A 13,654-nucleotide genomic window follows, 5' to 3' on the forward strand; every position below is an offset into this window, starting at 1 on the left:
TTTCTGCAACACACAATGCAGAAAGAGAAATACCTGCCACCCTACTGAATGAATATTTGAAAGGATAGTTATCCCATGAAATTTCCTAAAATAAATTTTGATAATATGAAGAACGAGGGAACCTCATCAGTCACCCCTCAAGAAAGACGAAAGTTTTTAAAACTCGGCCTTGCAGTCGCTGGTGTCTACGCAGGAGGAAAGATACTTTCCTTAACCTCCATCGTTGGAACTGCGCATGCATCAGGTGGCAGCAGCATTGTAAAAAAATACCCATACAATCCACACTACAGTATGGTTATCCGTCAGTCTCTCTGTATTGACTGTGAGAAATGCGTTGAATCATGCAACAAAACCAACCATGTCCCTGAATATGGTTATAGAACTCGTATCCTGACAAAGAAATATTCAGGAACTCTTGACAAACAGGTTGAGTTTATTCCTGTACTTTGCAATCATTGTAACGATGCCCCCTGTGTAAGAGCATGCCCAACACGGGCAACCTTCAAGGATCCTATAACTGGTATTGTACGCATGGAGAGTAAAAAATGTATAGGCTGTAAAACCTGCATACTTGCATGCCCCTATGATGCCCGTTATTTCAGTGCTGAAAGACGCGCTGTAGACAAATGTGACTTCTGCTGGGAAGAAAGACTCTCAAAGGGCGAGACACAGACCGGTTGTTCATCTGCCTGCCCCACTGGAGCCAGAACCTTCGGCAACCTTACCGATCCCGAAAATATTGTATACAAACTGGTTCATCAGCTGGAAGAACAGGTATGGGTTCTCCGTCCTGCCGATGATACTAAACCAAATATTTTCTATATGAAGGGTAATATGCGCTCGGTTGACAATATTCTCAATGGTCAGAAATTCAAATACTTCGATCCTGACAAAGTGTAACACACCGCACCTGGAACCTATCCCGTTTCATCAATCCCTTCCTACCAGTTCCTGGTAGGAAGGGATTTTTTTTTCTTACTCCCATACTCTCCTTTTTCACCCTTTCACCACATCCCTATTAATCCGGCACGCCTTGTGCATATGAAACATAAAAAGACAGTTTTGTTGGATTTAACGCTACACTTATGTAGTTTTGTGTGGTTATTGTGTCTCACGAAACCACACATCTGTTCCACTACTCTCTGAAATCTGGAACAGTTATGCATATTTTTTATCAGTAATGGATATACAAAATGAACCCTTTTCGAAGAAATGAGATCCTTCTCGCGATAAATGAACTTGCTGCCTCCGAAGCCGTAGAAGCTACCGGGGCCGACAAGTTGCTGAGGAAGTGTTGTGAAATTATCATGCAAAATCATGAATATTGCCTTATATGGGCTGGAATTCGTGATGAAGATGGCGCTGCGATAACCCCTCTGGCAGCACTTACTTCTGCCAACATTCCCGATAGAGACTGTATGTATCTCGTTGAGCAGGTTATCACCGACATGAGTTCAAGCAACCCTGCTGCCGAAGCACTCGTGTCTGGAACTAAAGTCATAATTCAGGATGTTCGTTCAACCAAACACTACAATTCCCTTCGCGAAATCTCTTTGAAAACCGGTTTCAGATCATGTTCTTCCTGGCCTCTTCTCTATATGGGGAGAGAATTTGGTATTATTAACATTCACTCCGAAAAGGTTGATTGTTTTACTGATGAGGAAATTTCGTTTTTACAGGCGGTCGTCTCTGATATCGCCCTGGCTCTTTATACTCAGGATATGACCAGGCGGATTCAAATAGAACGGGATTTCAACAGAGAAATGGTAGATACAATGCAAGCGCTTCTTATCTCTATTTCTCCCTGCGGAAAAATTTTATCCTTTAACCAGAAGGCAGAAGAGGTGACTGGATACACTGAAGAAGAGGTCATTGACCGCTACTGGGTTGATGTCTTGATGGCTGAAGAAAATCGTAAGGCAGACCAACAACTTCTCACCCATGTACTGAAAGGTGAGACAGAACAGATGAATTTCGAATCATGCCTGCTTACGAAAGACTGTCAAAAGCGGTTTATCAACTGGCACGCCTCTTTTCGACAGAATCTCGAAAAAGGAAAACTTGGGCTTGTCCTGTTTGGAATCGACATTACTGGGCAACTCCAAGTTGACCATGATCTTAAGCAGGCAATTTCACAATGGGAAAATATTTTTTCCGCAATTCAGGATCCAGCCCTCATTGTCTCAAAAGACTCCGTTATTCTTGATGCCAATCTGGCAACATTCACAGCTGCACGGAAAACGCGCCCGGATGTCATTGGTCATAAAATATGCGACATTCTCCACCTCGGTCGCTCAACAAATGCACCCTGCCCTCTGGAACAGTTTATTGCAAAAGGTAAAAGCAGGATTATTGAAACTGAACTAAGAGGACTCCACGGTAACTATCTTCTTACCATCAGTCCTTTAAATATGAATGACGGTGAAGAGGAAGCAGCCCTTCTTGTTGCCAGAGATTTAACAGAGGAAGAACTGATGAAGGCAGAAGCCATGCGCGCAGCTCAACTCGCCTCAGTGGGTGAGCTTGCAGCAGGTGTTGCCCATGAAATCAATAATCCCATAAATGGAATTATCAATTATGCCCAAATCATCCTCGACGACCCCGATGATCCAGACAATAGAGATCTGCTGGTACGAATAAAAAAAGAAGGAAAACGTATAGCATCGATAGTTTCGAATCTTCTCGATTTCTCAAGACGTGGTGAGGAATCGCCAGAAGAAGTTGCTATCCAAAGCATACTCAACAAGAGCCTGGAGCTTGTCAGTCACCGCTTTAACAACGATATGATACTTCTGGACATGCAACTCCCTGAAAACCTCCCTCTGGTTTACTGTAATTCTCAACAGATTCAACAGGTTTTCCTCAACATTCTCTCAAATGCCCGCTATGCCCTGAACGAAAAATTTCCAGGGCCAGATCCCAACAAGATCCTGACTGTTCGTGGTGAGACGATAATGCATGCAAAGGCCACTTATGTTCGTATTACCATAACAGATAACGGTTCTGGAATTGAACAGGATTTAATCGATCGGGTTTTTGATCCATTTTACTCGAGTAAACCCAAAGGTGAAGGTACCGGTCTTGGCCTCTCCATCAGTCATGGACTCATTCAGGACAACAAAGGATACCTCAGAATAGCCAGTGAACTCGGATCTTCAACATCCCTACTTGTTGATTTACCTATTTCTTCAAACTAAGGAGTACCTGATGAACAAAAACTACCGAATTCCACTCCTGCTCTCAATTATGTTCTTATCGGTTGCCACTGTTTTGTATTTTTTTGATTTACGGATTTCTAACAGCTGCTCGACTGTTAACTACATCCCTTACAATATCTGGTCCTTAGTTATTCTTTTTTTCCTATACGTCATTACAATTTTTCTTTTTTGGCGTGAATCAAAGATATTTAAAAGGAAAGAGGTAACCCTTCAGAAGAATCTAAAAATGGCTACTGACTCTTTAAATGATGTTCAGTCATCCTTGGATGATGCTGTCGAGAAAAAAACATTTGAAATGTCGGTCATCAATGGATCGCTTAACCGGGAAATTGCCGAACGAATTCAAGCAGAAGCCGAAGGCCTTAAACTGCGAAAACGACTCCACACTATTCTCGACTCTGCAGGAGATGGCATCTTTGGGATAGATCTCGAAGGAAAAGTAACTTTTGTTAACCTTAAAGCCACGGAATTACTCGGTTGGACAAGGGAAGAACTAATAGGCACATCACACCACGACCTGGTCCATCACACCCGCAGCAATGGCCAGGATTTTCCTGTTGAAGAGTGTCCAATTTATATGGCCTACAAGGATGGACAGATGCACTTTGAAAAGAACGACGTTTTCTGGAAAAAGTCGGGTGACAACTTTATGGTCGAATACACCTCAACACCACTTCTCGATAACGGTCAGATATCAGGTGCTGTTGTGGTTTTCAAAGACATATCAAGAACGAAGAGACTCGAACGGCAACTTGATTTGATCGTTAACTCCGCAGGAGAAGGAATTTTTGGACTCGACACTAATGGCAATGTAACCTTCATGAACAAGGCAGCATCCATTATGCTCGGGTGGGAGATGAAGGAATTGATCGGTAAATCACATCATCAACTGGTCCACCACAGCCATGCGGACGGAACAAAATACCAGGAGTCCGATTGTCCTATTTTCATGGCCTGTAAGGATGGACAGGTACATTTCAAATCAGACGATCTTTTCTGGACAAAAGACGGAAGCAGCTTTCCGGTAGAGTATACTTCCACCCCTATCATTGAGGGTAAAACACTTACTGGCGCAGTAGTTGTATTCAGAGATTTAACAACCTTTGCATGATAACAGGGCAGATAACACTTTGGGTACAGAAAAAAAATAACAGGAGCAGCAATGGAAAATAATCCTGCAGTTGAAATACCGATCCTTGTCGTAGATGACGAAGAATCTCTGCGCCACACCTTTAAGATTTTTCTAAAACGTGAAGGCTATGGCCCAATTATACTCGCATCTAATTTCGAGGAAGCCGTAGGAGAACTGACAACCCGATCTTTTGATCTGGTAATCAGTGATATCGTCCTTGGCGGAAATTCAGGCATTGACCTTCTAAAACGAATAAGAGAACTGAATATCACCTGCCCTGTCATAATGGTAACAGGATATCCACATGTCGATACTGCTTCAGAAGCTTTACGTTTTGGTGCCTTTGACTATATCCAGAAACCGGTAGAGAAAGATCAACTACTAAAGACGTCGCGGCTGGCCTTACAGCAATATAAACTTCAGCACGAGAAACAGAAAGCCGAAGAAGAAAAAGATCACTATCGAGCCTACCTTGACACATTACTTAGAAGCGTTTCAGACAGTATCATCACAATAGACCAGGATCTGAACATTATTAAAATGAATCAGGCTGCTCGGTCTTTCTTCAGCCCCCTGAACCCCGCAATAAATGAGGGAGGCAATCTCTCAGTTGCGTGTGCTGATAAAAACAGCTGCTTCTTTAAAGAGGATGCTGAAAAAGTCCTGCGATCAGGCATTGAAATCAAGGAGCACCGAATCGAATTCACAACTGAAACGATGGATCGAAAGGTTATAAGCATATGCATATCCCCTCTTGAAGATGGTCGTGGTAGCTTTCATGGCGTTGTCATCGTTATTCGTGATATGACATGTTTAATAGAGTCGGCAAGTTCCAAATTGCGTAGTTCCTTTCATCGAATGATCGGGGCAAGCCCGGCCATGCAGACTGTCTACACGATGATAGAAAATGTTGGGAAAGTTGATTCAGCAGTACTTATTACCGGAGAAAGTGGAACCGGAAAAGAACTTGCAACAGAAGCTCTGCACCTTGAAAGTCATCGTAAAAACAGACCACTCGTCAAGGTTGACTGTACGGCTATTCCCGAAAATCTCCTCGAAAGTGAACTTTTTGGTCATAAAAAAGGCTCGTTTACTGGCGCAGATCAGGATCGAATGGGAAGAATCCTTCAAGCCGATGGTGGCACACTCTTTCTCGACGAAATAGGTGACATTCCTCCTATGATGCAACTGCGCCTCTTGCGATTCCTCCAGGAAAAAACCTTTTATCCAGTTGGTCGCGACACTTCCATTCAGGTGGATGTGAGAATTATAGCCGCCACTAATGTAAATTTGCGGGAGAAGGTCCAACAGGGGAAATTTAGAGAGGATCTCTATTTTCGATTGAGAGTTATTGATATCATTCTGCCACCTCTTCGAGAACGTGCCGGTGATATTCCGCTACTGGCAAATAATTTCATCCAACACTATTCCCGGAAAATGGGGAAGCCGGTATCTGGTATTTCAGATCAGGCTATGACATTGCTGACAAACTACACATGGCCTGGAAATATCAGAGAACTGGAACATGTTATTGAACGATCATGCGTGCTCTGCAATGGCTCGACGATTGCGAGTGAACAGCTTCCCATTGAAATTCAGAATCAAACAACTTTTCAGGACACTACAACCAGTTCACCACTACGACAGGGTGGCGAACTGCAGCATTCTGAAAAACCATTGTTTTCAGATCCTTTCCAGGGCAACAGTCCAGAAAGTAGAATCATTGCAGCACTGAAAAAAAGTGGTGGCAATAAGGCAAAAGCAGCCAGACTGCTGTCCATTGATCGTTCAACCCTTTATCGAAAATTACGAGAAATGAAGATTGACCTTAGCACCTTCGACCTCTAACCCCCACTGCCACTGCTACACTTCTGTGGAATCAGAAGTGTAGCACATGCCACACTTATGTGGTGCGACCTTTCCTCAGCCACCACCCCTACCTAGACGCACTCAACATCCTGTATTTATATGTTTTTCTCACCCACGGTGCGCATAAGAATTCATTTAATTGATATTATTCTTAAATAGAATCGAAGCAAACACATTCTAAACAAACCTAAATATATTGTGTATATTCATATTGTTACAAATAAATATACACATATATCCCCAATGGCACCGTATGTGCAATAACTCAAGCTAAAGTGGATAAGTCAGCTCTTTCAAGGAGAACTCATGCAGGCCATACATTTTCACATAGAAAGCTTTCCCAAGACTCTTGATGAGTTCAAGAGGCTTTTTAATAATGAAGAGAAAAGTCTGCGTTTTCTCTTTTCAAAAAGATGGCCTAACGGTTTCGAGTGCCCTTACTGCAACTGGCTTGATGACAACCTTATACCAACCAAGACTAGAACATGCGGTCATTGTGGTCACCCAACCTCAATTACCACCAACACAATCATGCATGGAACCAAAAAGCCACTTTCACAATGGCTTATCTCCATATACTGGCTCACATCGACAGCAGGCGGAAACAGTGCTAAAGATTTGCAGCGTCTGCTGAAACTTTCAAGCTACCAGACTGCATGGACATGGCTGCAAAAGCTGCGCATGGCCATGGCCATCGCAGACAAAAAACGGTGTAGCAAAACAGTAGAGATTTCTTCCGATACCATTTCCCTAGGTGGCGAAGCCCACAATAAACCTCTTATTCTGGCCGCTGCTGAGATAGTCCTTCCTGCCGGAATTACAGGGAGAATAAAAATGGCAACAATTAGCTCTTTTAACTCGGAAACCGTCAACTCCTTTCTTGAGCAACATGTTGCGCCTGGTGCCTCTCTTATCACACCAGAAGATACGCAATACAAACTCATTACTGGCAACAATTTCGTGACAATTACAGACCCTGCAATTTACCGAACTAAACAAATAATCAAAAGTTTTGAGATCTGGATCAATAAGATTCACCGAGGTGGAGTTGCAGCAAAACACCTGCAACTTTATCTCGACGAGTTTTGTTTTCGACGCAATGCTGAAATGCTGCCGGACAGAGAAGCAATATTTAACCTTCTTCTTTCAGGCGTAATCAGTAAAAAATCGCTCTCCTACAAAAGCATCATTTCGCAATCCACAACGGAGTAGAATATGTCTCAAATCCAGACAGGATTATTGGTCCTTCTTCTTACTTTCCTTGGTGTTGTTGGATACAACGTCTATCTTCACGAAACTACTCCCAATGATATTTCGTACACCGAGTTCGTAGAACTGCTTGAAGACGGTAAAATAAAAGATATACACCTCAAGGGTGGTGTCGTTACTGGTACAGACCTGACCCTCCATGAGTTCAGCTCTTTTATTGTTGACCTCCCTTCCATTCTCCCCCTAATTGAACGTCAGGGAGTAACAATCACAGCAGAAAAGGATAGTGAGACTCTCAGCGGCTTTATGCAATCAATGGTTCCAGTCTTTCTTATTCTTGGCGGTTATCTTATTTTTTCAAGAATGCAGAAAGGTGATAAAGGTGGATTCGGAAAAAACAAAAGCCGCTCTTTTCACCCTAAAAAGAATACAGGAGTCACTTTTGACGACGTAGCTGGTATCAGTGAAGCCAGAACTGAGCTCGTTGAGATTGTAGACTCATTAAAAAATCCTGAAAAATTCTCAAGGCTTGGCGGATATGTGCCAAAGGGAGTTCTCCTCCAGGGCCCTCCAGGAACCGGAAAAACTCTCCTTGCCAAGGCAATAGCCGGGGAAGCCTTAGTCCCCTTTTATTCCATTGGCGGATCCGATTTTGTTGAAATGTTTGTTGGTGTTGGGGCGTCACGGGTTCGGGAGCTTTTTACCGAAGCCAAAAAGAATTCACCATGCATCATATTTATAGATGAAATTGATGCCATAGGCGGAAAACGAAGTGGCGGAAATGCTACCGGATCAAACGACGAACGTGAACAGACATTGAATGCGCTGCTGGTCGAGATGGATGGATTCGATTCTAACGAAACCGTTATCATCATTGGGGCAACAAACCGTCCTGACATGCTTGATCCTGCACTTTTAAGGCCCGGACGTTTTGATCGCCAGGTAACTATATCATTGCCGGATGTAAAGGGACGCCGCAACATTCTTGAGGTCTATGCAAAAAAAATAGTTATGTCTCCCAGTGTCAATCTGTCAGAGATTGCGCGATCAATCCCAGGGTTCAGTGGTGCTGAAATTGCCAACCTCGTCAATGAGGCTGCTCTAACTGCAGCCCGTTACAACAAAAAGGCTGTTGAAACATCAGATTTTGATGAGGCAAAAGACAAGATAAGTCTCGGTCTCGAACGTAAAAATGTTGTCATCAATGAAAAAGACCGCAGGGTCACAGCATATCATGAAGCTGGCCATGCGATTACAGCAAAACTTTTGCCCGACACCGATCCCGTACACAAGATATCCATTATTCCTCGTGGGCAAGCCCTTGGCCTTACCCAGCAATTGCCTCTTGCTGATAAACACACCTACTCTCGTGACTATCTCCTTAACAGAATCAAAATACTCATGGGTGGCAGAATAGCAGAGGAAATAATTTTTGATCATCAAACTACAGGTGCCAGCAATGATCTCGTTGGAGCAACTGAGATTGCCAGTCGTTTTGTCTGTGAATTCGGCATGAGTTCAACTATTGGCCCAATCGCCTACATGCAGGAACAGGGTGGTTTTCTAGGCGGAACAAGCACGATGAAACCCTACAGCGAAAAAACTGCAGAACGCATCGATAATGAAATCAAAAGGGTTATTGAACAATGCTATGTGGAAACAACAGAACTTCTGACTCAGAACAGTAAATTTCTCCACAAACTCGCTGAGGCCCTTCTTGTCAACGAAACCGTGGATGGTGAAGAATTCGATATCGTCCATAACTGTTATATAAACGAAAAAAATATTGAAAAAAATTTAAAGAATAAACGCAAGGAGGAACGGCTTTAAAAATGAAATGATTACAGGATCACCCTGAAGTTTTGATTCATTAAAAAGGAGGAAATTTAATGCGAACACGAAAGAAAATCATGAGGACAGCGTTAGCGCTTACCGTTGGTTCCTTTATGATAACACCCATCACAGCGTGGTCAATGGAGGCGTCCGATGCTCCAGAAACTGTCACCATCGACAGTATGAGTAAGTTGTACGGGCCGGTGGAATTTGATCATAGTATGCACGTTGGATACGCCAGTTGTCAGGAATGCCATCATCACACAACCGGTGAAGTTGTAGCTGACCCGAACTGTGCCCGCTGTCACAACAGCGCAGATGAAAATGATGTTGTCAGCTGCAGTGAGTGTCATGAAGCTAACAGGTTTAACGAAAAATATCTTAAAACCCTTGAAGACCCAAAGCTTTACCACATTGACAAGCCTGGTCTGAAAGGTGCGTACCACCTCAATTGTGTTGGGTGCCATACCATCACATCTGGACCAACTGGATGTGTAGATTGTCATGCCATGACAGAGGATGGAGAGAAGATGTTTAATACGGGAGCTTTTGCCCCTGCTAAAGGAACATCATCCTCTGGTCAGAAACATTGATCAGAACATCCAGTGACCAGTTTTATGAGAGGAAAAAAAATGAAAAAACTATTTAGCCGTAGAAATTTTCTAAAAGGCGGGCTTGCAACGACAGCAGCCGCCGCGGTACTTAAAAATAAAGAAACCAAGGCATCGGGTGACTTCGAAGGATATCCCGATGGCATGGGTGTACTCGTAGACCTGACCCGTTGTGTTGGCTGCCGATCATGTGAAGCCGCATGTAACAAGGAACAGGAACTTCCAGAACCAGCAAAACCATTCACCGATTTTTCAATCTTCGACGAAATGCATCATGGTCAGAAAAGACGCACGGACGAAACAGCTTACACCGTAGTCAATCGGTACGATGTACCAGAACTCGACCATCCACTATTCAGGAAATTTCAATGTAATCATTGCCAGGAACCAGCATGCCTCACCTCCTGCTTTGTTAATGCTTATACAAAAACACCTGAAGGTGCTGTTATCTATAACTCTAAGGTCTGTGTTGGCTGCAGAACCTGTATGATAGCCTGCCCCTTCTACGTACCAACCTTTAAATATTCCAGTGCATTCAGTCCTAAAATCATGAAGTGTGTATTCTGTTACGATACCCGCCTTAAAGAAGGAAAAGCCCCTGCATGTGTTGAGGCATGCCCACAGGAAGCATTGACCTTTGGCAAGCGTGTTGACTGTATCGATATGGGTCGCCAGCGTATTCGTGAAACTCCTGGGAAATATGTTGATCATATTTATGGCGAGCATGAGGTTGGAGGTACTGCCTGGATGTATCTTTCCAGTGTACCTTTTGATAAAGTTGGTTTTGATACCCACGTCCCAAAAGAACCTATCATTAATTCAGTTAAAGACTTCCTTGCCATGGTACCAATGGTACTCACCATCTGGCCTGGACTCTTTGTAGGATTCCACTTACTGGCTACACGGAAAGAGAAAATGATGGAAATGGAAAAAGAAAAAGAACTTGCCAAACAAAAAGCAACCGATGAGAAGGAGGAGCAGGTATGAAACTCTTTTCAAAAGAACGACCTGATATTCCAATCGTCAACCATCTCAAAGCAGATGGTACAGAGTGGACAGTTAAAGAAAAACTCTGGTTAGGCCTGTCAGTATCAGAGTACAAAAAACAGTTTTTCAGAAATCCTGTAAACTGGCTGATGATAGCAATTTTTGCTGTTGGTGTTCCACTTATTGTTGGACGTTATATCTTTGGTCTTGGCTGGGTAACCCATGCCTCCAATGACTATCCCTGGGGTCTTTTTCTTGGATTCGGACTTTTTGGAATGGTCCCACTTTCAGCATCAGGATTTATGCTTGGAACAACAGTAGAGCTTTTTGGCAGAAAAGATTTTCATGCCATTGAACGCTTAGCCCTGCTCAACGGTCTTCTCGGTTACTTCTTTGCTGTACTGTTCCTTGAGGTTGACCTTGGCATGCCATGGCGTCTTCCTTACCCTATGTTCGTGTCTCTAGGACCTGCTGCCGTACTTTTTCTTGTTGCATGGCATGTTGCCACCTATCTTTCTGTTCAAATAGCAGAAGTACTCCCTGCCTTTTTTGAGTGGATTGGCTGGCTCAAAGGAAAACGTATAATCAGGAAGTATGTTCTTGGACTCACAGTAGCAGGAATTATCCTTTCTACACTCCATCAGGGAGCTCTGGGTGCATTATTCACCTATGCACCTGCAAAAGTCCATCCATTATGGCTGTCGGTGAATTTCCAATGGATACATTTTTTCTGCTCATCTATTTTTGCAGGATTATCCATGGTCATAATTGCATCAACACTAATTAAAAACTTCATGGGATGGCGCTGTGATGATGAATTCAAAGACAATCTTGACTACATCACCATAGGACTGGCAAAAGGTGCTTCATATGCCATGATAACATACCTGATCATCAAAATAGTTGCGGTTGCTCATGACCAGGAATGGTCATATCTTCTCACCGGATGGGGCAGTTACTACATGTTGGAACTTGGCGTTGCAGTGGTACTTCCAATGTTTATGTTTGCCATTGGTATCAGGAATAAATGGGTAACACTCATTAGATTCGGTGCCTTTATTGCTGCATTTGGTATCATCTGGAATCGTCTGAACACTGCTCTTATTTGTTACAACTGGCAGATGTATCAGGAAATTCCTCACTGGAAGGAAGTGTGGATAACGATTACAATTTACTCACTCTATTTCCTGACCTACCGCTTTATCGTCTATCGCCTTCCCATCGTATATGGATGGAAGGGTGAAAAATAAAAATCTGTAGTCATCTTAACAGCCAGAGTTTCCAAGAGTATTTGGAAACTCTGGCCACTTCCATACCCTACAACAAAAGAGAGATAAAAGATGAGAAACTTTCTTTCAAAACTATCCTTGAAACGTATATTCTCTCTTTTTACTGTCACAACCATAGTCCTGCTTTTCATTGTGATCTTCTTTGCAGGAAAACAGTATTTTCTCTTTCGACATTGCGAAAAACTTGTTGACTCAAGCCAGCATCTCCTCTTTCAATTTACCGGAATAAAAGAACACATAAACGAAACCCTGCTCAGTAACGGCACACTGAACACTCCTGAAATAAACAAGGAAATCCAAAGCCTCGACTCACAGTTACAACATATACTGGAAGACATTCTCATTCCCGAGGAATTCAAACTTAACTTTATCAGTCAGCTCGATCTTGTAAATATCACAGTGGCATTGAGGAATTTGCAAAACAGCACTCCTCCGATCAATAACGAGCAGTTGGCGACACTTTCTGCCCAACTCCGTAGTGTCAATTCAAAACTCACCGGTTTTCATGAATTGATAAGCAGATACACCCAGACGCAGCTCCTGGGACTTCATAAAGCACTTGTTGGACTCCTTTCAATCGTAATTGCTTTGGTGAGCATCATGCTTCTCACCATAAATCGATATATAACCTCCCCCATCCTTCATTATTGCCGGACACGTTCTCCGAGTGAAACAGAGCCAGTAACTCTCTTTTCCCTACATAAAACAATCGAAACATTGGCAGACAATCCTGTTGCAGGATCGGTAACTAGCCCAGATGACAGTCTTGAGTTGACACGTCTCTACAGATACAGCTCAATAGGACACTTGCTTGGAGGGCTCAGTCATGAACTGACAAATATTTCGAATGGTATTCTTAATTACACCCAGGCAATTATTGACCTGAGTAATGATTCTAATTTAGATGCGGACTCTCGACAGCTACTGCACAAACTTTTTGTTGAAGAAAAAAAGATGTCTCAGCTTCTGAGCAATATGATTGCTTTTACAAGTGGTAGTGCCCAGGGACAGGCAAAAGTACTTTCTGTTGAAGAACTTTTTGAAAACATTAGGACACTCGTTCACGGAACCTTTAAAAGTGAACAAATAAACCTCAATATTAAACTCAGCAATCCGGCATTTATGCTGAAAAACCATGTAAGTGATTTACAACTTGTCATCCTTTCTGCCATACAAAATAGCCGAACGGCCCTCAATTATCGTTATGTGGGGGTTGTCCCCGAGTCAGAAAAGAAAACAATACAGCTCTCCTTCGACGAACCTCTCCAGAATAGCAACAGCATATGTGTCGAGATTCTTGATAACGGTGCCAGTCATTCTAAAACGGCAGATGGGAGTAAAACGACCAGGCCATGGCACAATATGAATGTCTGCAAAAGTTTTCTTCAGACCTTTGGCGGAACCCTTGAGCTCACCAGAACGAGTGACAAAACCAATCGTTGCCTTATCTGTCTTCCTTTATCAAAAGATAATTAATGGAAGTAATACGATAAAAAAAACGACAAT

10 protein-coding genes are annotated in these 13,654 nt (G+C 42.9%); all 10 read left to right on the forward strand.

Features of this window, described 5'->3' with window-relative positions; translation table 11 throughout:
- The first annotated feature begins 75 nt into the window (after positions 1 to 75).
- The 10 genes from UWK_RS15040 (at position 76) to UWK_RS15085 (ending at position 13,624) form a co-directional block, all read left to right on the forward strand.
- Positions 76 to 900, forward strand: a complete 825-nt coding sequence (locus tag UWK_RS15040; protein WP_015405244.1) for a 4Fe-4S dicluster domain-containing protein — start codon at positions 76 to 78, stop codon at positions 898 to 900.
- Between the two features lie 293 nt (positions 901 to 1,193).
- On the forward strand, positions 1,194 to 3,197 hold the full coding sequence (locus UWK_RS18740) for a PAS domain S-box protein (RefSeq protein WP_015405245.1): 2,004 nt from the start codon (positions 1,194 to 1,196) through the stop codon (positions 3,195 to 3,197).
- 247 nt (positions 3,198 to 3,444) lie between these two features.
- The gene (locus UWK_RS15050) at positions 3,445 to 4,329 is read left to right on the forward strand and encodes a PAS domain-containing protein (protein WP_167320760.1); all 885 of its coding nucleotides are present in this window, start codon (positions 3,445 to 3,447) and stop codon (positions 4,327 to 4,329) included.
- Between the two features lie 51 nt (positions 4,330 to 4,380).
- On the forward strand, positions 4,381 to 6,198 hold the full coding sequence (locus UWK_RS15055) for a sigma-54 dependent transcriptional regulator (RefSeq protein ID WP_015405247.1): 1,818 nt from the start codon (positions 4,381 to 4,383) through the stop codon (positions 6,196 to 6,198).
- A gap of 327 nt (positions 6,199 to 6,525) precedes the next feature.
- On the forward strand, positions 6,526 to 7,431 hold the full coding sequence (locus UWK_RS15060) for an IS1595 family transposase (RefSeq protein ID WP_015405248.1): 906 nt from the start codon (positions 6,526 to 6,528) through the stop codon (positions 7,429 to 7,431).
- A 3-nt stretch (positions 7,432 to 7,434) separates the two neighbouring features.
- Complete coding sequence (ftsH, locus tag UWK_RS15065) at positions 7,435 to 9,258, forward strand: ATP-dependent zinc metalloprotease FtsH (protein WP_015405249.1); 1,824 nt, start codon at positions 7,435 to 7,437, stop codon at positions 9,256 to 9,258.
- Between the two features lie 59 nt (positions 9,259 to 9,317).
- Entirely contained in the window at positions 9,318 to 9,854 is a 537-nt protein-coding gene (locus UWK_RS15070; RefSeq protein ID WP_015405250.1) for a cytochrome c3 family protein, read from the forward strand.
- Between the two features lie 39 nt (positions 9,855 to 9,893).
- Positions 9,894 to 10,859 (forward strand): 4Fe-4S dicluster domain-containing protein, encoded by a 966-nt coding sequence (locus tag UWK_RS15075; protein WP_015405251.1) that lies wholly within the window; start codon positions 9,894 to 9,896, stop codon positions 10,857 to 10,859.
- On the forward strand, positions 10,856 to 12,109 hold the full coding sequence (locus UWK_RS15080) for a polysulfide reductase NrfD family protein (protein WP_015405252.1): 1,254 nt from the start codon (positions 10,856 to 10,858) through the stop codon (positions 12,107 to 12,109). Before UWK_RS15075 ends, UWK_RS15080 begins: the two co-directional genes overlap by 4 nt.
- Before the next feature lie 90 nt (positions 12,110 to 12,199).
- The gene (locus tag UWK_RS15085) at positions 12,200 to 13,624 is read left to right on the forward strand and encodes a sensor histidine kinase (protein ID WP_015405253.1); all 1,425 of its coding nucleotides are present in this window, start codon (positions 12,200 to 12,202) and stop codon (positions 13,622 to 13,624) included.
- Positions 13,625 to 13,654: the final 30 nt, after the last annotated feature.

It is taken from the genome of Desulfocapsa sulfexigens DSM 10523 (genome assembly GCF_000341395.1).
GTDB lineage: Bacteria > Desulfobacterota > Desulfobulbia > Desulfobulbales > Desulfocapsaceae > Desulfocapsa > Desulfocapsa sulfexigens.

Bases quoted from the DNA above. Each gene is read 5' to 3' on its own strand.
- UWK_RS15040 (WP_015405244.1), top strand. From the start codon at position 76: ATGAAATTTCCTAAAATAAATTTTGATAATATGAAGAACGAGGGAACC.
- UWK_RS18740 (WP_015405245.1), top strand. From the start codon at position 1,194: ATGAACCCTTTTCGAAGAAATGAGATCCTTCTCGCGATAAATGAACTT.
- UWK_RS15050 (WP_167320760.1), top strand. From the start codon at position 3,445: ATGGCTACTGACTCTTTAAATGATGTTCAGTCATCCTTGGATGATGCT.
- UWK_RS15055 (WP_015405247.1), top strand. From the start codon at position 4,381: ATGGAAAATAATCCTGCAGTTGAAATACCGATCCTTGTCGTAGATGAC.
- UWK_RS15060 (WP_015405248.1), top strand. From the start codon at position 6,526: ATGCAGGCCATACATTTTCACATAGAAAGCTTTCCCAAGACTCTTGAT.
- ftsH (WP_015405249.1), top strand. From the start codon at position 7,435: ATGTCTCAAATCCAGACAGGATTATTGGTCCTTCTTCTTACTTTCCTT.
- UWK_RS15070 (WP_015405250.1), top strand. From the start codon at position 9,318: ATGCGAACACGAAAGAAAATCATGAGGACAGCGTTAGCGCTTACCGTT.
- UWK_RS15075 (WP_015405251.1), top strand. From the start codon at position 9,894: ATGAAAAAACTATTTAGCCGTAGAAATTTTCTAAAAGGCGGGCTTGCA.
- UWK_RS15080 (WP_015405252.1), top strand. From the start codon at position 10,856: ATGAAACTCTTTTCAAAAGAACGACCTGATATTCCAATCGTCAACCAT.
- UWK_RS15085 (WP_015405253.1), top strand. From the start codon at position 12,200: ATGAGAAACTTTCTTTCAAAACTATCCTTGAAACGTATATTCTCTCTT.